Annotated in this window: 17 protein-coding genes and 1 tRNA gene; 6 read left to right on the top strand and 12 right to left on the bottom strand. The window is 72.3% G+C overall.

Annotation, left to right across the window (positions count from 1 at the left end):
- Positions 1–14: 14 nt before the first annotated feature.
- The 6 genes from N912_RS0124480 to N912_RS0124455 form a co-directional block, all read right to left on the bottom strand.
- Complete coding sequence (locus N912_RS0124480) at positions 15–1,037, bottom strand: C40 family peptidase (protein ID WP_084211155.1); 1,023 nt, start codon at positions 1,035–1,037, stop codon at positions 15–17.
- On the bottom strand, positions 1,034–1,711 hold the full coding sequence (locus N912_RS54390; RefSeq protein WP_064745372.1) for a hypothetical protein: 678 nt from the start codon (positions 1,709–1,711) through the stop codon (positions 1,034–1,036). The genes N912_RS0124480 and N912_RS54390 overlap by 4 nt, the downstream gene beginning before the upstream one ends.
- The gene (locus N912_RS54385) at positions 1,698–3,617 is read right to left on the bottom strand and encodes a hypothetical protein (protein ID WP_051580718.1); all 1,920 of its coding nucleotides are present in this window, start codon (positions 3,615–3,617) and stop codon (positions 1,698–1,700) included. Before N912_RS54385 ends, N912_RS54390 begins: the two co-directional genes overlap by 14 nt.
- A 76-nt stretch (positions 3,618–3,693) precedes the next feature.
- On the bottom strand, positions 3,694–7,851 hold the full coding sequence (locus tag N912_RS65250; protein WP_211261369.1) for an ATP-binding protein: 4,158 nt from the start codon (positions 7,849–7,851) through the stop codon (positions 3,694–3,696).
- Complete coding sequence (locus tag N912_RS54370; protein WP_156993954.1) at positions 7,851–8,258, bottom strand: hypothetical protein; 408 nt, start codon at positions 8,256–8,258, stop codon at positions 7,851–7,853. The genes N912_RS65250 and N912_RS54370 overlap by 1 nt, the downstream gene beginning before the upstream one ends.
- 110 nt (positions 8,259–8,368) lie before the next feature.
- Positions 8,369–8,647, bottom strand: a complete 279-nt coding sequence (locus tag N912_RS0124455) for a hypothetical protein (RefSeq protein WP_051580716.1) — start codon at positions 8,645–8,647, stop codon at positions 8,369–8,371.
- A 369-nt stretch (positions 8,648–9,016) separates the two neighbouring features.
- Between N912_RS0124455 and N912_RS54365 the strand changes: the two genes are divergently transcribed.
- Together N912_RS54365 and N912_RS63700 are read left to right on the top strand one after the other, a co-directional pair.
- Entirely contained in the window at positions 9,017–11,287 is a 2,271-nt protein-coding gene (locus N912_RS54365) for a (Fe-S)-binding protein (RefSeq protein WP_051580715.1), read from the top strand.
- 67 nt (positions 11,288–11,354) lie between these two features.
- Positions 11,355–11,777: a cupin domain-containing protein gene (locus tag N912_RS63700; protein WP_028924452.1), complete on the top strand. Its 423-nt coding sequence runs from the start codon at positions 11,355–11,357 to the stop codon at positions 11,775–11,777.
- Between the two features lie 12 nt (positions 11,778–11,789).
- Here N912_RS63700 and N912_RS60665 read toward each other — a convergent pair whose 3' ends face one another.
- The 3 genes from N912_RS60665 to dcd all read right to left on the bottom strand — a co-directional run bounded on the left by N912_RS60665 (position 11,790) and on the right by dcd (position 13,892).
- Complete coding sequence (locus N912_RS60665) at positions 11,790–12,665, bottom strand: hypothetical protein (RefSeq protein ID WP_028924451.1); 876 nt, start codon at positions 12,663–12,665, stop codon at positions 11,790–11,792.
- The gene (locus N912_RS63695; protein ID WP_028924450.1) at positions 12,578–13,237 is read right to left on the bottom strand and encodes a hypothetical protein; all 660 of its coding nucleotides are present in this window, start codon (positions 13,235–13,237) and stop codon (positions 12,578–12,580) included. Before N912_RS63695 ends, N912_RS60665 begins: the two co-directional genes overlap by 88 nt.
- Positions 13,238–13,310: 73 nt before the next feature.
- Entirely contained in the window at positions 13,311–13,892 is a 582-nt protein-coding gene (gene dcd / locus N912_RS0124430) for a dCTP deaminase (RefSeq protein ID WP_028924449.1), read from the bottom strand.
- Between the two features lie 86 nt (positions 13,893–13,978).
- Between dcd and N912_RS0124425 the strand changes: the two genes are divergently transcribed.
- The 3 genes from N912_RS0124425 (at position 13,979) to N912_RS0124415 (ending at position 15,917) form a co-directional block, all read left to right on the top strand.
- Positions 13,979–14,052: transfer RNA gene (locus N912_RS0124425), tRNA-Gly, on the top strand.
- A gap of 223 nt (positions 14,053–14,275) precedes the next feature.
- On the top strand, positions 14,276–15,103 hold the full coding sequence (locus N912_RS0124420) for a helix-turn-helix domain-containing protein (protein ID WP_028924448.1): 828 nt from the start codon (positions 14,276–14,278) through the stop codon (positions 15,101–15,103).
- Positions 15,081–15,917, top strand: coding sequence for a hypothetical protein (locus N912_RS0124415; protein WP_245645403.1), 837 nt, complete (start codon positions 15,081–15,083; stop codon positions 15,915–15,917). Before N912_RS0124420 ends, N912_RS0124415 begins: the two co-directional genes overlap by 23 nt.
- Positions 15,918–15,924: 7 nt before the next feature.
- Here the strand turns inward: N912_RS0124415 and N912_RS0124410 are convergent, their stop codons facing one another.
- Complete coding sequence (locus N912_RS0124410) at positions 15,925–16,560, bottom strand: pyridoxamine 5'-phosphate oxidase family protein (RefSeq protein WP_028924446.1); 636 nt, start codon at positions 16,558–16,560, stop codon at positions 15,925–15,927.
- Positions 16,561–16,642: 82 nt separating this feature from the next.
- On the opposite strand from N912_RS0124410, the gene N912_RS0124405 reads away from it, so the two are divergent.
- On the top strand, positions 16,643–17,464 hold the full coding sequence (locus tag N912_RS0124405) for a mycofactocin-coupled SDR family oxidoreductase (protein WP_028924445.1): 822 nt from the start codon (positions 16,643–16,645) through the stop codon (positions 17,462–17,464).
- Here the strand turns inward: N912_RS0124405 and N912_RS0124400 are convergent.
- Both N912_RS0124400 and N912_RS54355 read right to left on the bottom strand, forming a co-directional pair.
- Positions 17,457–18,578: an amidohydrolase family protein gene (locus tag N912_RS0124400; protein ID WP_028924444.1), complete on the bottom strand. Its 1,122-nt coding sequence runs from the start codon at positions 18,576–18,578 to the stop codon at positions 17,457–17,459. The genes N912_RS0124405 and N912_RS0124400 overlap by 8 nt on opposite strands.
- A 2-nt stretch (positions 18,579–18,580) precedes the next feature.
- Positions 18,581–19,957, bottom strand: coding sequence for a type I glutamate--ammonia ligase (locus tag N912_RS54355; protein ID WP_281176289.1), 1,377 nt, complete (start codon positions 19,955–19,957; stop codon positions 18,581–18,583).
- Positions 19,958–19,973: the final 16 nt, after the last annotated feature.

Genomic DNA, 19,973 nt, shown 5'->3' with positions numbered 1-19,973 from the left:
GACGCTCCGTCACGTTACGCGGGATTAGGGGCCGTACCGGGGCGGGTGGCCAGCGGGACCAGCTCGGGATCGTTCCAGTTCACCGGCTTGGTCCACACCGGCTTTCCGGTGTACGGCGCCTCGACCATCATGCCCTCACCGAGGTAGATCATCACGTGGTGGATGGTCGCCGGGTCGCGCCTGTCGGTGGCCAGGAACAGCAGGTCGCCGGGCTGCGCCTGCTCCACCGGCAGGTGCCCGCCGGCCCGGTACTGGTCCGACGCCACCCGGGGCAGGAAGATGCCGGCCGCCTGGTAGGCGCGCATGGTCAGCCCGGAGCAGTCCCAGGTGTTCGGGCCGGTGCCGCCCCACACGTACGGCTTGCCCTGCTCGCCGAGCGCGAACCCGACCGCCGCTCGCACCACCTTGTCCGGCAGGTCTACCGCGCCAAGCCCGCAGCCGGTGGGGTCGACGACGTCGGAGAGCGCGCCGATGAGCGCGGCCGCCAGCCCCTCCCACCGGGCATACGCCATCGGGAACGCCGAGCGCTGCACGGTCTGGGCGGCCATGGTCACCGGCATCCGCTCCCAGCCGGGCACCTTGACCAGCCGCTCGAAGAACGTGGTGGTGGAGTAGACCGGGTCGGTCACCTGGGACGGGCTGCCCCAGCCCTGGGACGGCCGCTGCTGGAACAGCCCGAGCGAGTCCCGGTCGCCGTAGTTCACGTTGCGCAGCGCGGACTCCTGCATGGCGGTGGCCAGCCCCACCAGCCACGCCCTCGGCGGCAGGCCCATGCCCTTGGCCACCGAGATGATCAGCGCCGCGTTCTGCTTCTGCTCGTCGGAGAGCCGGGTCGGGTCGCTCACCCCGCGTGATGCCGCCGCGCTGGACAACGGCCCCAGGCTGGCGTCGCAGGGCCCGCTGAACCCCCGTTTGCCGCCGAACCCAATCATCCCGATGATCAGCCCGACGCCGAGGAACAGCAGCAGCGCCATCCCGATCGCGACCACCGGCAGCAGCAGCCGCATCATCCGGAAGCCGCGCAGCGGGGCGCTCATCTCCCGGTGGCCGGCCGCCCGGCGTCCGCGTTGTCCGGGTTCGGCGCCGCCGCCGGGTCGGGCGCCCTGTCGTAGCCGGCCACCCTCCACTCCGTGCCGGTGTTGACCACCAGCACCACCAGCCTCACCGCGTCGGTGGGCACCTCCACCCGCACCGAGCGGGGCGAGACCAGCACCGCGCGGGCCGCACCGGTCACCTTGGTGGCCGGCACATTCGCGGTGTCCACGGTGGACAGCACCGCGAGGTACTCGTCGGTGGTGTACGGCCGCAGGCCGTTCACCCAGGTCGCGGTGGCGCCGTCGGCCGGGTGCTTGGCCCAGGCCTGGGTCCACCTGGTGGCCACCGTCAGCGCGGCGGGCGGCGCCTTGCTCAGCGGCAGCGTCTCCGGGGTCAGCTCGGGCACCGGCGGCAGCCGGGTCGGCTCGTTCCTCGGCTGGGCGTTCGGCAGCGCGCCGGCCGGCGGGGTGGGCGTCACCGAGCCGCTCGGGTCCGAGCCGAACACGCCGGTGCCGCCGGTGCGCGCGGGCAGCAGGCCGAACGCCGCGTTCGCCCCGATGACCAGCGCGGCCAGCACGACAAGGCAGCCGATCAGCCGGGCCGGCGAGCGCAGCGGCCACTGCCACAGCGCCCGGTACGCCGCTCCCCGTCCCTTCGGTGACCTAATCCCCGGCACGACCGTTCCCTCCGTACGGATAGATCGGCTGCACCGGGCGCGGGCGGTAGATCCGATACACCGGCACGCCGTCGACCAACTCCGGCTGGACCGGCTCCCTCGGCCGGTCCGGCATGGTGTCCGGGCGCGCGTCCGGACGGCGGTAGATCACCCGGTCGTCCACCTCGCCGGGGTCGGCGCCGTACGGGCCGAACCCGCCGACCGCGCCGAGGCCGCTGGTCCCGCCGGTCAGCGCGCGGCGCTGGGTGGGGCCCAGCTCGCCGGACCCTCCGCCCGACCCGACCTCGTCCGACGAGCGCCGCGACGGCCGCCAGCCGCCCGCGTAGCGCTGCTCGGGGACCACCGTCGCGGTGGCGTGCACCGACTCCGGCCGGTCGACGCCCGGCTCCATAGGCCGGTACGCCTCGGAGCGCCGCTCGTTCCACCACCGCTGCTGGCGGTCGTCCGACTCGGAGCCGCGCAGCCGCTGCCACATCCGCGACATCGGCCCGGTGCCCGCCGCCGGCACCATCCCGCCGAACTGGTCGCGGGTCACCGACACCATGGTCACCAGCCGCCGGAACGGCCGCGCCACCGCCCACAGCACCACCGTCGTCACCCCGGTGACCAGCAGCGCCAGCCACAGGTCGACGCCGCTGTCCGGCCGGAACAACGAGATCACCAACAGCGCGTGCAGCCCGGCCAGCGCGCCCACCACCAGCGTATTCACCAGCGCGGACGCGGCCACCTTGGCCACCGTGGGCAGTATCTCCGGGCGGAGCACGCCGAGCACCGCGAGCACCGGCAGACACATCACCAGCAGCCGCAACAACAACATCGCGACCAGCACCAGGACCTTGGACAACAGCTGGAACAGCGCGACGCACACCGCCTGGATGACGGCGAGCACCCCGACGCCGATCCGGCTGCCGGACTTGCCCTGGAAGTTCGGGTAACGGTCGCCCATCTTGGCGGCGACGTCGGTGAACGCCTTCTTCTTCGCGTCCACGTCGGCCTGCTGGGTCTTGCCCTCGGCCAGCTCGACCTTGGTGAACGCCTGCGCGCGCAGCAGGTCGCGGCCCAGCTCGGTGGCCTTGGCGTCGGACGGCGAGCCGAACTCCCCACGCAGCCAGTTGTTGTAGATGACCTGGTCGGTGAGCACGGTGGGCAGCGTGTTCTGGTCGCCCTGGCCGAGCGCGGACAGGAAGCCCTGCTGCATCTGGGTCACGCCGTCGAGCAGCAGCCCGTCGCCGGCCTTGGCCCAGTTCACCGGGGCCAGGTAGGCGGCCGAGCCGATCAGCAGCGCCAGCCCGGCGAACGCCACCCGCTGCGCCTGCTTGGCCAGGTCGCCCCGGAACGCGAGCAGCAGCAGGAGCATCGCGAGCAGCAGCAGCGCCGGGCCGATGAACGTGCTGAACACGCCGTCGTACATGGCCTTGGTGCCGCGCGCGATCACGTTGTCCAGCGGGGTGAGCACGTCGCCGCCCCTGGCCAGCAGGTAGTGCGCCCAGTTCACCCCGCCGATGGCGAACTTGGCCAGGTTGAACGTCTGGTTGCCCAGCCAGGTGTCGGTGGTCGCGGATGGGTCGGTGACCGAGCCGCCGCAGCCCAGGTCGTAGGTGTGCCAGACCTGGCCGGCGTACCCCACCTCGGCGTAGACGCTGTTCGGCGTCCCGAGCCCGAGCGGCGCCGGGTCCAGCGAGCCGACCAGCCCGGAGCCGGGGCGGTCCGGCTCCGGCGCCTCCTTGCAGTCGAACGGGGCGGCGTACGCGGGCGCGCCGATCAGGCTGGACACCGCGATCAGGCCGGCGATCACGGCGACCCTGGCGGCCTTGCGCCGGTGCCCGCCTTGGCGGCGGCGCGCGTTCCGGTTTCGGCGCAGGCCGACGACCAGCGCCAGCCCGACCACGAGCAGGACGGCGATCACGGCGCGACCCGCACCGAGGTCGAAGCAACCCCGTGTAGAGCGCCGTTCGAGCCCCGCCGGCGAGTGAGGCGAGAACTCACCGGGCACGCTCGCTCGGGTCCAGCTCGTCGAGGTCGTCGAGCAGGTCGATCTCCTCGTCGTCCAGCGAGTCCCGCCTGCCCTTGCCGTTCGCGCCGGCCACCGGGGCGACGGCCAGCGAGCGGGCCGTGCCGTTGGCCAGGTCCGGGGCCGGGCCGGTGACCGCGGCGCGCGCCCCGCCCTCGACGGCCGACGGCCCGCGCCCCCGCCCGGCGACCGGGTTCGGGACGGTGCCGACCAGCCGGGAGGCGTCCGGGTTGGTGTCCAGCGCCTCGGCCAGGTGGGCCAGGTGCGGCGCCTCCATGTCGATGCGGATCTTCTCCACGCCGCCGTGCCCGTCGGCGAAGACGAACTGGCGCGGGGTGTCGTCCGGGCGGTCGTCGTGGCGCGGGCGGGGCGAGAGCGTGCCGAGCATCTGCTCGTAGCCGACCCCGGTGGGCACCCGCAGCAGCCGCAGCGCCTCGGCCTGCGCCTGGTCGTCGTCGGTGCGGCCGACGAACACGGCGTTGACCAGCGAGGCGAACCCGGACACCCGCAGCAGGTCGCCGGCCAGCTGGGAGGCGAACAGCGCGCGCACGTTGAACTTCCGGGAGTCGCGGGCCAGCCGGTCGATGAGCACCTTGCCGGTGGGCACCTGCGACAGGAAGTGCGACTCGTCCAGCGCGACGCCCTTGCGCAGGTTGCGGTTGGCGTCGTAGATCGTGCGCTGGGTCAGCCAGGACGCCAGGTTGAGCAGCTCCACCGCCAGCGACTCGCCGTCGGTCCACTCCTCACGCGGCGAACCGGGGCGCGGCAGCGTCATGCCCTGCATGGTCAGCACGGTCAGCCGGTACTCGCGGTCGGCGTGCCACGGGTCCTCGCGGGTCTCGTCCGGGAACAGCAGCGCCGCCTGCGGCAGCTCGCGGCGCTCGGCCAGGAAGTCGGCCACCACGCCGGCGTGCTCCTCGCCCTCGCGGGCGTGCCGGCGCAGCACCTCGATCACCTGGGCGGGGTCGCGGTCCGGCGCGCCGCCGACCTCCCGCACCGCGCGCAGCAGCACGATCCGGGTGTGCGGCAGCCGGGCCACGTCGAACGGCAGCAGCCCGGTGAGCACGTCGAGCACCAGCCGCCGGCGGGTGGCCGCGGCCAGTGAGCGCTCGCGGCGCCAGGCCCGCTCGGCGTCCTCCGCGTCCACCGCATCCTCGAGGAAGTGCTCGATCTTCGGCTCGGCCACCACCCGGTACGGGTTGAGGATGCCGGGGTCGGCGCGCAGCAGGTTGATGTGCCGGGAGAACGGCGCGAGCTCGGGCAGCCTGGTCAGCTCGGCCAGCGGCCCGGACGGGTCGAGCACCGTCCACTGTGCCCCGGCGCGCAGCGTCTTGTACACGATCAGCCCGGTCAGGAAGGAGTTGTGCGTCGGAATGCACGTCTCCCCGGCCAGGTACAGGTGCTCGTCGTTGTCGACCTGGACGCAGCGCACCGGCACCGACTCGACCGGAACCACGTCGACGATGTAGCGGTACCCGTTGGTCGACCGGATCTTCGAGTTGATCCTGGCGGCCTTCCTAGGCAGTCGAAATACCGGGTCTGATGTCGTAAAGGCCACCGTGTACGCGGTCGAGGTCTCCGGGCTGCGCCCGTTGCACGGCGTGGTGCGCATCCTGGCCTGGTAGCCCAGGCTCAAGATCAGTTCTCTGGTCTCACGAGCGAGCCGTTCGCTGGTGACGCTGAACTCGACGGTCCCCGTCTTCGTGCAGTAGCCGTCGGTGTCCAGCAGCCCGGCCAGCAGAGCACGCCGCTGAGCATGTGAGGCGCGCAGGTACTGGCGCGGAATGTGCTTGTTGTCCAGCACTCCGATATCGCGCAGCCTTTGTTGAAGGCCGCCCGGGAGGCCGTAGTGATGAGGGGCCAGATGCGGCCGGCATTCCTGGCCGGTCCGCTCGATCTCCGCGATGATCTCAGGGTCGTACGCGGTGATCTCCGCCCGGCACGATGTCCCGTCGCCGAGCCAGGCGCCCAGGACATACGGGTCGACCGCAAGATCCGCCACGGGTAGGTCGAATGCTCGTGCGACCGGGACAGCATGGTTGTTCTGTCGGCCCGAGATGATCGATGCGGCGATCTCCTCGGTCGTGTGCACCGTCGGCCGCCCACTGAGTACGACCGACGTCTCACCCCGTCGGCTGTGCCCCTTCAGATACTTGAAGTGGTCTCCCGCAGCCATGCCGTGCGCGGATCGCGCGTGCACCGTTCGGTTCGTCTGCGATCCGCATCCGCAGTGGCACAGGCCTGGCGCAACTGACCGTTCCGGCCGCGACCCGGCGGCGACCAGGCGATCGAGCCGCTTGTCGAGCCGGTCGGCGGCCTTCCAGTCCTTGCGGGTTCGGGTGAGCCACTCGTGCTGGGCATCAGCCCTGATCACTGAACCATCCGAGAACACCACGTCGTAACAGGGCCGGCCGTGCATCACCTCGGTGGCGGCGACCACCCGGGTGGGCCTTCCGTCTCGGTCCAGCAGCTCGTCTCCGACCTCGACCTCACCCATCGTGGTCCAGCCGGTCGGCGTGGGCAGGGGCGTATCCAACGCCAGCGCCTTGCCAGAGCCCAAACCGCCCACGATCGCGGTCAACCCGGAGGCGCGGCGGACCTCCTGGGCCATCCACGGGTCCCAGGCCACCGGGCGGCGGGTGGCGGTGCAGGTCTCGCCGAGCATGATCCCGCGCCGGTCGCCGACGGCGGCGGTGGCGGCCGGCACGGCGGCGGCGGCCCAGGTCACCGAGCCTCGGCGGCGGTAGGCGGTGGAGGCCAGCGGCTCGCCGGGGATGAACTCGCGGGCGTAGCGGTACTGCGCCTCGGGGTGCTCGATGGCCACCTTGGGCCGGTAGATCTCCAGCACCTGCTGGGCGCGCGACACCGCCTCGGCCTCGTCCCGGCCGGCCACCGCGATCCGCCACCAGCCGAACAGCCGGGTGTTGGTCTGGGTCAGCCCGCTGGACAGCTCGTCCTCGATCTCCAGCACCCGGTCGGCCTGGCGGGCCAGCGACATCGGCGGGTCCAGGTCGTGGTCGTGGGTGTAGTGGCGGATCTGGGAGCGGACCTTGCCCATCTGCCGTTGCAGCTCGCCCGTCACGTCCTCGGGGCGGCGGATGTACATCCGCGCGGACCACTCCACCGGGAACGACAGCCGGTCGCTGCGCTGCATCCACGGGTCGTCCACCTCGGGGATGCGCAGCCCGTCCATCAGCCCGACCGAGAGCACCGCCACGTGCCTGGTGACGGTCTGGCTGCGCAGCCGGCCGGTCACCCGCACGGTCGGGGCGTACGGCTCCTGGTGCAGCTCCACGCCGTCGGTGAAGGCGGCCAGGTCCTCGGTCTCCCAGCGGCCGCCGGGTACGGAGGCGAGCGTCCTCGGCGCGGGCAGGCCGAGCGCGCAGGACCTGTGCATCAGCCAGGCGATGTCGTCGGCGTGCGCGGGCACGGCGTCCAGCCCGGTGCCGGCGACCAGCTCGTCGATGTGCCTGACCTCTGAGCGCAGCGCGGCCAGCTCGGCGGCCACCGCGCCGGGCACCAGCTTGCCGAGCACCGGCGCGGCCCGCTCCACCCAGCGATCCAGGGTGCCCCGGCCGGACACCTCGACGCCCAGGAACACCTCCTTGTCCGACATGGACAGGCCCATCAGGTGCCGCTGCTCGCCCTCCAGGAAACCGTCCCAGCCCAGCGCGCCCGCCACGTCCGGCGGGCGGCCCAGCGCGTTGTGGTCGAACGCCTCGGCCCACATGTGCACCGGGTACGGGCGGGTGGTCACCCGCAGGTGCAGCCAGCGCCCCTGCAGCTCGCCGAGCTGGGCGGCGATCTGGTGGATGAGCAGCTCGCGCTGGCTGTCGCTGCGGAAGCTCCAGGCCTGCGGCGCCAGCCGGTACCAGGCCATCACCTGGCTCCCGGTACGGGTCAGGTGGCCGTCGACGGAGCGCAGGTTGATGCTCGGCACGTAGTTCGGCACCGCCGACTCGCCGGCCCGCGAACGCGCGACCTTGCCTTTCTGGCCCTTCGACGGGGCCGGCGGCCTGGCCGGCTGTTGGCGCGCGGGTGCCTTGGCGGCCGACTTCGCCGGAGTGCGGGGCTTCTGCGCCTTCGCCACCCGGGCCGGGCGACGGGCCGGCTGCTTGTTGCCGAACATCAGCGGCCGCCCCTCCGGTCTCGCCGGTAGTCGGCGCGCGGCCGCCGGGGCAGCTCGCGCCGCACCCGCACGTGGCCGTTGCGGACCGCGCCGCCCCGGTGCACCGTGCGCTGCCGAGGGCCGGTGACCTCGAACCAGAAGTGCTCGAAGAGGTGCACGACGCCCTTCTCGTAGTTGACCTTGCGGGAGATCAGCCGGGTGAGCGCGACGGTGATCACCAGCGCCCACGCGGTGGGCAGGATGTCGAAGTGGATCCCGACCCGCCGCTGCACGAACAGCACCGCGATGAAGATCAGGAATCCAGTGAGGTAGCTGGCGTACGTGGCCCGCCACGGGAACGTCGCCCTCGGCGGGCCGAGCCACACCTGGTCGATCCGGTAGATCTCGTCGTCAGTGCGCACCCGCAACGCGCTCACCTCGCATCAACGGGGCCGCCCCGACCGGCCAGGGAAGCCGAACGCCCGCCGGAGCTGGACCAGGCGGGCGCGGATGGGTGACGGGCCGCGAACTCACGCACTCACCCGACGATGAGGCTGGCCAGGAACTTGCCGACCTCGCCGGCCTTGCCCGACACGGCGATGCCCAGCGCGACAAGCCCGACGACGAGACCGACACTGCGCCGGGCCACCCCGGCGTTGTCCCCCCGGCCGCCGATCCACAGCAGGATGACGGCGATCGCCAAAAGCAGCAGCGGAACGATGTTGCCCTGGATCCATTGCTGCAGGTTGTTGGTGCCGAGCTGACCCTCCTGAGCCAAGAGACGGTAGCCGGCCGCGGCCGCGTACAGGCTGGTCATGACGGCTCCTCAGGTCTACTGCGCCGACGAACGCGCGCGGGTACCACGTCGGCGTGACGAATCCTAGGACGATCGGCGCCCGAATCGTGGGAGGTCAGGCGAGGACGACACGCGGGAATGCAGCGAAATCCACGGGCGGCGCCCGCGCACAGCCATGCGGGTGGGTGATAACGCTGGAATACCGGTATTTCGCCACGAACGGAGTAATCACACGTATGACAACGGCTGGTGTGACACAACGCCCACCCAGAACCCGCGCGCGCCTTGTTACCGTCCAGTAGGCAGGGATCGTGACGTGCGTAGCATCCCAAGCGCCCAGCTCGTACGGGGTCTACCCTTCACCGGCAGTACACCCTGGGAGGAACAACCGTGATCGCGCGAATGGTGATCGGCCTGGCCGTGACCGTGCTCGTGCTGGCCGTCGCCGCCCGGCGGGCGTGGTGGCTGTACCGCCTGATCGGCTCCGGGCAGCCGGCACATGACAGGACCGACCAGATCGGCGGCCGGCTGCGCGCGCAGTTGGTCGAGGTGTTCGGGCAGCGCAAGCTGCTCAAGTGGTCGGTGCCGGGGCTGGCGCACTTCTTCACGTTCTGGGCGTTCGTGCTGCTGCTCACGGTGTACATCGAGGCGTACGGCGCGCTGTTCGACGAGCGGTTCCACATCCCGCTGATCGGGCAGTGGGGCGCGCTCGGCTTCCTGCAGGACTTCATCGCGGTGGCCGTGCTGGTCTCGCTGGTGGTGTTCGCCGTCATCCGGGTGCGGCAGGCGCCGGAGCGGCGGCAGCGGGAGTCGCGGTTCTACGGCTCGCACACCGGCCCGGCCTGGCTCATCCTGTTCATGATCTTCAACGTGATCTGGACGCTGTTCTTCTTCCGGGCGGTGGCGTCGGCGGCCGGGAACTTCCCGTACACCTCGGGCGCGTGGGTCTCGATCGGCATCGGGAAGCTGTTCGCCGGCGTGTCGCCAGGGGTGCTGAACGCGCTGGAGAGCGTCGGGCTGATCCTGCACATCGGCGTGATGCTGGCGTTCCTGATCATCGTGCTGTACTCCAAGCACCTGCACATCTTCGTGGCGCCGATCAACGTCTCGGCCAAGCGGCTGCCCAAGGCGCTCGGCCCGCTGCTGCCGATGGAGTCGCGCGGCAAGAAGATCGACTTCGAGGATCCGGGCGAGGACGACATCTTCGGCCGCGGCAAGATCGAGGACTTCACCTGGAAGGGCATGCTCGACTTCGCCACCTGCACCGAGTGCGGGCGATGCCAGTCGCAGTGCCCGGCGTGGAACACGGGCAAGCCGCTGTCCCCGAAGCTCGTGATCATGGACCTGCGGGACCACCTGTTCGCCAAGGCCCCGTACCTGATCGGCGGCAAGGACATGCCGGAGGAGGGCTCGGTCGAGGTCTCCGGGGTGGCCGGTGGCACGAACGGGCACGGGGTGCCGGAGTCCGGGTTCGAGCGGGTGCACGGGTCGGGGCCGGAGCAGGCCGCGCGGCCGCTGGTGGGCACGGCCGAGGCCGGCGGTGTGATCGACCCGGACGTGCTGTGGTCGTGCACGTCGTGCGGGGCCTGCGTTGAGCAGTGCCCTGTCGACATCGAGCACGTGGACCACATCATCGACATGCGCCGCCACCAGGTGCTCATCGAGTCGGAGTTCCCCACCGAGCTGGGCGTGCTGTTCCGCAACCTGGAGAACAAGGGCAACCCGTGGGGGCAGAACGCCAAGGACCGGCTGGAGTGGACCAAGGGGCTCGACTTCACGGTCCCGGTGTACGAGGGCGAGCTGGCCGACGACGTCGAGTACCTGTTCTGGGTGGGCTGCGCCGGCGCGTTCGACGACAACGCCAAGAAGACCGTGCGGGCCACCGCCGAGCTGCTGCACCGGGCCGGCGTGAACTACGTCGTGCTGGGCACCGAGGAGACCTGCACCGGCGACCCGGCGCGGCGCTCCGGCAACGAGTTCGTGTTCCAGATGCTCGCGCAGCAGAACGTCGAGGTGCTCAACACGGTCTTCGAGGGCCGCGAGCCCGGCCGCCGCAAGATCGTCACCACCTGCCCGCACTGCATGAACACCCTGGGCAGGGAGTACCCGCAGCTGGACGGCAACTACGAGGTGGTGCACCACACCCAGCTGCTGAACAAGCTGGTCCGCGAGGGCAAGCTGGTGCCGGTGGCGGCGCCGGCCGAGGGCGGTCCGGACGTGACCTTCCACGACCCGTGCTACCTGGGCCGGCACAACGAGGTCTACACCCCGCCGCGTGACCTGGTCGGCGCGTCCGGTGCCACCCTGACCGAGATGCCCCGGCACGCGGACCGCTCGATGTGCTGCGGCGCGGGCGGTGCCCGGATGTGGATGGAGGAGAAGATCGGCAAGCGGGTGAACCTGGCCCGGACCGAGGAGGCGCTGGCCACCGAGGCCAAGCAGATCGCCACCGGGTGCCCGTTCTGCCGGGTCATGCTCACCGACGGGCTGACCGAGAAGCAGAACTCCGGCGTCGGCGAGGACGTCCAGGTGCTCGACGTGTCGCAGATGCTGCTCGAGTCCGTCAAGCGCGGCGACCCGCACACCAACGGCCACTCCAACGGCGCCCGCCCCTCCGGCACCGAGCCGACCTCACCCGAGTCCGCGTCCGGCCCCAACTGACTCGTCCGGGCGCGCTCGACCGAGCCGGGCTCTTGCCCCCGGGCCGGGGCGACGGCAGGGTGGGTCGGTGGACACGGGCGAGGTGCGGGTGATCCCGTACGCCGGCGACGCCTTGCGGGTGCTCGGCGAGTGCGCCGGGGTGGCCATCGGCGAGCTGAGCGTGCCGGCCGGGTTCGCCGGGCCACCGCCGCACGTCCACCACGACTTCGACGAGGCCCTGTATGTGATCTCCGGGACGCTGGCCATGGTGCGAGGCCGCGACGAACCGGTGCCGGTGCCCACCGGCGGGCTGATCCTGGCCCCGCGCGGGGTGCGGCACACCTTCGCCAACCCCGGTGACCGGCCCACCCGCGTGCTCGGCATCTGGACGCCCGGCGGCGCGCTGAGCTTCATGTCCGACATCGGCGCCGCACTGAGCGCGACCGGCCCGCCCGACCCCGAGCTCCTCGCCGGCATCTACCGCCGGCACAACAGCGAGATCGTGCCCTGACCCGCGCGGCGGTCAGCGGCAGGGGGCGTAGGCGGCGATCAGGTAGCGGTCGGCGTCGAACCGGCGCAGCTCGAACCGACCGAGTCGGGGCCCGGGCGCGGACACGGACGGCGGGAACGTCGCTCGGCAGGCGTCCAGAGAGGGGGTCGCGGACTGCTTGACGACCGCTCCGGACGGCAGCCTGACGTTTCGGTAGGCGGTGGGGTCGGTCACCTGGGCGGCGAGCATGCGGACGGCGGATGCGCAGTCCGGCGCGCCGACCGACGCGGCGAACTGGTCCCTGGCCGGCACGCCGAGCAGCGCGCAGGCCGTCGCGTCGTCGCCGGCGGCGATGCTGTTGGCCAGCGAGCCGGCAATCAGCTCGGCGGGCAGGGCCATCACGTTCGCCGCCCGCTCCGCGCCGCCGCGGGCCTGCTCGGCGCGCTGCTCCTCGGCCGTGCGGAAGTGGCTCACCCCGTACCCGACACCGAACACGACGACCAGCGCCACCCCGGCCGCCAGCACCCGCCGGTCCGGAAGCCGGGCCAGCCCGACTCCGAGCACCGCGATGCCGCCGGCCAGCCCCCATGCCCACGGGTCGCTGCGGGCGGCCATCAGCACCACGGTGACCAGGCCGGCCAGGTGCGGCGCCCAGCCGAAGAGCAGCCGGTCCAGCCGCAACAGGTACAGCAGCACCAGCACGCCGAGCCCGCCCAGCACCGGCCACCATGACCAGCCGGAGAACGGCCACAACAGCGCGGCGGCGACCAGCAGCACCAGCCCCGCGACCACCCGCACCGGCCAGCGCGGCCGCGCCGGCGCTACCGCTTCTTCGTGGCCGGGCGCCTGCGGCGGGCGGTCCCCGGCCGGGAACGTGCCCGGCGCGCGGGTGGTGGGTCGCTCGTCCATTGCCGCCCGAGGGTAGCCGGGTCGAACCCGTCGTATGCCGGATTCGGGCCTGACGCGAACAAGTCCCGTCCACCGGCCTCCGCACGTACCGCCTCGCGGCCTAGGTACTCGGCGGCCTCGCGGTAGGGCAGGTGGCACTCGCACGGGATCGGCGAGCGCTCGTCCTCGGGGCGCGGTCGGCCGTCGAAGTCCAGCCCGCCGTAGCAGATCAGCGGCTTGCGCAGCTCCCACAACGGGTCGCTGGCCGGGTCCATCCGGCGGGTGTCGTACAGGAAGTCGAGCCAGTGCCAGGCGGCCGGCACCACCTCGACCGGCCAGATGCAGCCGTTGACGGTGCTCCAGTTCGGGATGCCGATGCGCAGCAACCGGTAGACGCCGGTCCTGGTCCAGCAGAGCATGGGATCGCCGCCCGCGTCGTCGAATCGGTCGGCACCGGCGCAGATGAGCGCGAACAGGTCGGCACCGATCGGGGTGCCGCGCTCGGTCGCCCAGCGCGCGGCCTCGTCGATCAGCCGGCAATGCCGGACGCGGACCGGGGCGACGGCGGCGGCGAGTGGGATGAGCTCGGGCATGTGAACCTCCTTGGTTCGAACTAATGTTCGAACCAAGGATGGAGTACGAGTCCGACAGTTCCGCCCGAAGCGGTCAGCGACGGGTGTCGGCGCGCTGGAAGTTCAGGTAGGCGCGGGACGGGGTCGGGCCCCGCTGGTTCTGGTAGCGGGAGCCGGCGGCGGCGGTGCCGTACGGGTGCTCGGCCGGGCTGGACAGCCGGAACAGGCACAGTTGGCCGATCTTCATGCCGGGCCAGAGGGTGATCGGCAGGTTCGCCACGTTGGACAGCTCGAGCGTGATGTGGCCAGTGAACCCGGGGTCGATGAACCCGGCGGTGGAGTGGGTGAGCAGGCCGAGCCGCCCCAGGCTGGACTTGCCCTCCAGCCGCCCCGCCAGGTCGTCGGGCAGCGCGACGGACTCGAACGTGGAGCCCAGCACGAACTCGCCGGGGTGCAGCACGAACGGGTCGTCACCGTCCGGCTCCACCGGCGTGGTCAGCTCGTCCTGCCGCTGGCTCGGGTCGATGTGGGTGTACCGGGAGTTCTGGAACACCCGGAAGTAGCGGTCCAGCCGCACGTCGATGCTGGACGGCTGGAGCATCACCTCGTCCCACGGGTCCAGCACGAGCCGCCCGGAGTCGAGCTCCTTGCGCAGGTCACGGTCGGACAGCAACACCCGGCCAGCCTAGGCCGTCGCCACCGCCGGCCGGCGCCGGGCGGGGTGATCGGAGGGGATGCTAAGCTCGGCAGCCGCGAGACCATGCGGATGTAGTTCAATGGTAGAACGTCAGCTTCCCAAGCTGAGAACGCGGGTTCGATTCCCGTCATCCGCTCCACAGCGCCAGCCGTTCCGGTACGGACGGCGCGGGCGCGAGCGACACCTTCCAGATATCCACCGGGCGTCCGACACGCCGAGCGCCCCGTCGCCCGGGTGGGTGGAACCGAGGCCGCCGGCGGGGCGTGTCGGCCACCCGATCAGGTGCCGCATCAGCGATTTCGGGGGATAGGCCCAGCATGGCTCGCCCAAATCCTTGATCAAGTCTCCCTAAACTCTGGCCCGTGGCCGAGGTGGACGACTTCGAAGCGGTGCGGCACGACCCGGACCCCATTCGCCGAGGTCGGCGCGCATCGACGTTGCTGATGCAGTACCAGCAGCGAGCCATCGAGCTGGCCCGGCTGCGCCGGGTGGCGATCGAGGAGGCGCATCGGGATCGCGGCATGAGCTTCACCGAGATCGCCAAGGCGCTCGGGGTGAGCAAGGGCCGGATCACGCAGATCAAGTCGGGCGCGCCGTCGGCTGAGCGGGCGTTCTTCGGGGTCGGCCCGGTCGCCGTCGGTGTGCCGCTGCGCAACGGCATGGACGACCGCAAGCGGGACTACATCGACGCGGCGGACGCGGGTGCCCAGGGACAGGTCGAGGCCGCGCTGGCCGCCCACTCGCTGGCATCCAACCGGTTCAGCATCGGGACCGACATGATCGAGCCGCCGGCCGGTGACGTGGTGGTCATCTGCGGGCCCAAGTCGGCGCCGATCGGGGCGAACCTGCTGGCCAGCGACCCGCACCTGGGCATGGTGCGGGACGGCGGCCGGTGGTGGCTGGAGGACCGGCGGGCCAGGCAGCGGTACGGCTCACCGGCCCGCGACCAGCCGCCGGAACCGGGCGACGTCGCCTACCTCGGGCGGCACCGGGAGGGCGACCGGGTGATCGTGCACATCGCCGGCATCTGCAGCTTCGGCTCGCTGGGCATGGCGCACTACCTGGACGCCAACCTTTCCGAGTTGTGGTCCGAGATGGGCGATGCGTCGTTTAGCATGGCCGTGCGTTGCAGGTACGACGGGGTGGAGATCACCAGCGTGGAACGGCTTGCTGGTCCTTATCGCTGGTGACCCGGTGCACGTCGAGTACGCCCAGCACCCGTCGCCCGTACACAGCGCAGATCGCATCTTCGTCACGGGCAACGCGGTGATCGTGCTCGACGGGGCCACGGCCTTCGTGCCGGTCTCGGTGGACGCGCAGGCCTACGCCGACCGCCTCGGCCGCCGGATCGCCGAGCTGCTCACCGCCGTGCCCGAGGCCGACCTGCGGGGCACGCTGGCGGCCGCGATCCGGGACACGGCGGCCCTCCTCGGCCTGCGTTCCGGGGAGTCGCCTTCGTCCACCGTGGCGATCATGCGCGAGCGGCAGAAGGCCCTGGACGTGCTGGTCCTCGGCGACAGCACCGTCCGGTGGGGCAGCCACTCCGGCAACGGGCTCGGCTGGCTGGCCGACCACCGGCTGGCCAAGCTGCCGGTGCCGCAGCGCGAGCGGTACCGGGCGCGGCTTCGAGCGGGCACCGGGTACGACGCCAAGCACCGCCAGCTGCTCCGCGAGCTGCAGACCGCGCAGCGCCGCTACCACAACACCGCGCACGGCTACTGGATCGCCGAGACCGACCCGAACGCCGCCTACCGCGCGATGGTCACCGCCGTTCCCCGGACGCACGCGCGCTGGGCCGTGCTGGCCACCGACGGCGCGTTCGGCCCGCTCACCCACCTCGGCGGCCGGTCGTGGTCGGACATCGCGGCGCTGGACGCCGACGGGCTGCGCCGGCTGCTGGACCGCTGCCACGCCTGGGAGCGCGACAAGGACCCGGACGGCCGGCTGCTCCCGCGCGCCAAGCAGCACGACGACAAGACGCTCGCCGCCGTGTCGTTCCGTTAGTACAGGCCTAGTAGAGGTTGGCCGCGTACGCCGGGCCGTAGTACTCCTCCAGCTCCTCGAGCGGGTCGTCCGGCCGCTCCAGCGCCTTGGCGATCACCGCTCGGGACGGCACGTCGTCCGGCCGCCAGCTCTCCGCGCGCCACAGCTCGGAGCGCAGGAACGCCTTCCCGCAGTGGAAGAACGCCTGGTCCACGTCGACCTCCATGGCCAGCACCGGCCGCGTGCCGCGCACCGCCATGTCGTCGAAGTACGGGGCGTCGCGGACCAGCCGGGCGCGCCCGTTCACCCGCAGCGTGTCGGTGCGGCCCGGCACGAAGAAGATCAGGCCGACGTGCGGGTTGGACAGGATGTTGCGGAAGCCGTCCGCGCGGCGGTTGCCCTTGCGTTCCGGCACCGCCAGCAGGGTCGGATCGAGCACCCTGGTGAACCCTGGCGGGTCGCCCTTCGGAGAGACGTCGCAGCTCCCGTCCGCCGCGCTGGTCGCGACCAGGCAGAACGGCGAGTGGGCGATCCAGTCCCGCTGGATCGGGTGCAGGCTGGTGCGCGCCTTGTTCGCAACCCGGGGTATCGGCACCCCGAGCAGCTCGGTGAGTTCGTGGTCGGAAGTGATCTCGTTCGAGGTCGTACGCCCGATGGCGGCCACGCTCGCGACACTACGGCGTCCGGCCGGCGGGCGCGCCCGGATTGAGTGGGACGGCACATCGGTGACCCGTAAGGTCGGCGGCATGGGTGGACGGCTGGAGGGGAAGGTCACGCTGATCACCGGCGCGGCGCGCGGCCAGGGGCGCAGCCATGCGGTGCGGCTGGCGCGCGAGGGCGCCGACGTGATCGGGCTGGACATCGGCCGCGACATCGACACCGTGGCCTATCCGCTGGCCACCGGGGCGGAGCTGGCCGAGACGGCGTCCGAGGTGGAGGCGCTGGGCCGGCGGATGGTGACGGCCGAGGCGGACGTGCGCGACCTGGACGCGGTGCGCGCGGCGGTCACGGACGGGGTGAACACGCTCGGCGGGGTGGACATCGTGCTGGCCAACGCCGGCATCGGCATGATCGACCCGGAGGTGCCGGCGCCGACCGCGTTCCGGGACGTGCTGGACATCAACCTGGTCGGGGTGTGGAACACCGTGCACGTCGCCGCGCCGATCATGATCGAGCAGGGCCGGGGTGGCTCGATCGTGCTGACCGGCTCGGTGATGGCGCTGTCCGGGCGCGGCGGCGCCGGCAACGCGGGCGCGGACGGCTACACGGCCGCCAAGCACGCGCTGGTCGGGCTGACCCGCAGCTGGGCGAACTGGCTGGCGCCGCACAACATCAGGGTCAACTCCGTACACCCGACGGGCGTGAACACCCCGATGATCGACAACGACGCGATCCAGCAGTTCTTGGCGTCGTTGCCCAAGGACGGCCCGGACATGGGCAACCTGCTCGACGTGCCGGTCATCGAGGCCGAGGACGTGAGCAACGCGATCGCCTGGCTGGTCTCCGACGAGGCGCGCTACGTCACCGGGGTGGCGCTGCCGGTGGACGCCGGGTTCCTGGTCAAGTAGTCGCCAGCCCGTACAGGCGGCGGGCGTTCTCGCCGGCGATCATCGCGGCGACCCGGCGGGCGTCGGCCTCGGCGGCCTCTCCGGTACGGACCCAGCCGCCGAGCACCTCGTGCACCGAGCGCCGAAACGCCCGCGCCGCCACCAGGTACAGCTCCGGCAGCCCGAACGCGTCCGAGGAGTAGAGCAGCTTGCCGAACGGCGCCAGCTCCAGCGCCTCGGCCAGCAGCTCGGTGGCCCGGAAGCCCACGTACGTGGACGCCAGGCCGACGTCGAAGTAGACGTGCGCGAACACCTGCGCCAGCCAGGCGGCCTCGCGCTGGTACGGGTAGCAGTGCAGCAGCACGATCGGGGTGCCGATGGGCTCGGTGGCCCGGCAGAACGCGGCCAGCAGCGCCGGGTTGGCCCGGTGCAGGTCCTCGTCGGGGTCGCCGAAGCCGGTGTGCAGCTGGACGGGCAGCCCGGTGTCCACGCCGCACCACAGCGCGTGCCGCAGCAGCACCGGGTCGGCCAGCCTCGGTTCACGGTCGGAGGACAGCCAGCGCTCGGCGGCCACCGCCACCTCGGCCGGCGAGGGCCGCGCCGGGTCGACGTCGAACCCGTGCCGGTAGGCCAGGATCGACTTGCAGCCCACCGCCGTCTCGGCGCGGCGGGCCAGCTCGGCGGCCAGCGCCTCCGGGTAGTCGCCCGCATCGGCCGGCCCGAGCCCGGCGGCCACCTCCTCCGCGACCGACTCCAGCCGCATCACCTCGGCCACCGGGGCACCGGCGGCGGCGGAGAACGCGTCCAGCTCCAGCAGATCGCCGCCCCGGAAACCGTGGTCGACCAGCAGCGCCGAGGTGCCGGACGCGGCCATCAGCCGGCGGGTCGACTCCTCGGCGCCCAGCTCGGCGCGCCGGGCCAGGTAGTCGGCGGCGGGGGCGTGCGCCGGCAGGTCCAGCACCGGCGCGCACTCCCGGCGTATCGCCAGGCCGAGCATGGAGTCGAACGGGTCCGCGCCCGGAGCCGGGGCCGGTGCCTCGGTGAGCAGCGCGCCGAACCCGGCCGCGTCCAGCGGCCCGCCGACCACGCTGTGGCAGTGGTGATCAACGAGCGTGAGCTCGTCCGTCCAGCTCACAGTCAGTACCTCCAGCGGGTGGCCGCGATGATCTTCTCCGGGCTGGCCCCGGCGAACTTGTCGATCTCGGCTTGGCGCACGGCCAGCAGCGTCTCGGTCAGCTCGGGTCCGAACGCGCCGGTCAGCGTGGGCTCGGCGGCGAACGCGGCCAGCGAGTCGGCCAGCGCGGTGGGCAGCCGGGTCACGCCGCGCTCGACCCGCTCGCCCTCGGACAGCGCCGCCGGGTCCTGCTGCACCGGCTCGGGCAGCACCGCGCGCTCCTCCAGGCCGGCCAGCCCGGCGGCCAGCACCGCCGCCGTCAGCAGGTACGGGTTCGCGCTCTGGTCGATGCACTTGACCTCGACGTTGGCCGCCGTGTCGTGCTCACCGACCGAGCCGGTGACCAGCCGCACGGCGGCCTCCCGGTTCTCCAGCCCCCAGCAGGCGAACGTGCCGGCCCAGTGCGAGGGCAGCAGCCGCAGGTAGCTGGCCACGCTCGGCGCGCCCACGGCCAGCAGCGCGGGCAACCTCGCCAGCACGCCGGCCATGAACGCCTCGGCGTCCTCGGTCAGGCCGAACCGCCGGTCACCGCCGGCGAACAGGTTGCGCCCGTCGCGCGCGAACGACAGGTGCAGGTGACCGCCGTTGCCCACCCCGCCGGGGAACACGGCCGGCGCGAACGACACGGCCAGCCCGTGGCGCGCGGCCACCGCCCGGATCGTGGTCCGTACCAGCACCGCCGTGTCGGCGGCGGCCACCGGGGACTCGGCGGCCACGGACAGCTCGAACTGCCCCGGCGAGTACTCCGGGTGCAGTTGCAGCACGTCCACGCCCTGCCCGGCCAGCGCCCGCAGCAGGTCCACGGTGTAGTCGGAGACCTCGATCAGCCTGGTCATGCCGTAGGCGGGCCCGGCGACGGCCGGCACCGGGTCGTCCGGGTTGCCGCCCGCGTAGACGATCCACTCCACCTCGAACGCCGAGCGCGCGGTCAGCCCGTGCTCGGCCATCCGGTCCACCATGCGGGAGGCGAGCTGGCGGGTGCAGCCGGGATGCGCGGCGCCGTCCTGGGTCAGCCGGTCCGCCGGCGCCCAGGCCCAGCCGGGTTGCGCGGCCAGCGGCACCACCCGGTCCAGGTCGGGCAGCAGCCGCAGGTCACCGGCGGGGTTGGCCACGGGCGTACTCGCGATCGAGTCGTCCGCGCCGAAGGCGTCGAACACCGGCGTGGCGCCGACGCCCCAACCGGCGGCCCGCTCGAACGCCCCGGTCGGCACGCCCTTCACCCTGGCGATGCCGCTGGTGTCCACGAAGGTCACCGCGACGGCGTTGACGTCCCGCTCGGCCAGCGACTCGGCGATCCGATGTCCCCTGGCCGTCCGCTCGGTGCGTTCCTGATCGTCCACGCCGCGACATCTTGCC

Source organism: Actinospineispora acaciae DSM 45401 (assembly GCF_000620785.1).
In the GTDB taxonomy this organism is placed as follows: domain Bacteria; phylum Actinomycetota; class Actinomycetes; order Mycobacteriales; family Pseudonocardiaceae; genus Pseudonocardia; species Pseudonocardia acaciae.
The sequence above is the reverse complement of the archived record's forward strand: the minus strand, read 5'-3'. Positions and strand labels throughout refer to the sequence as shown.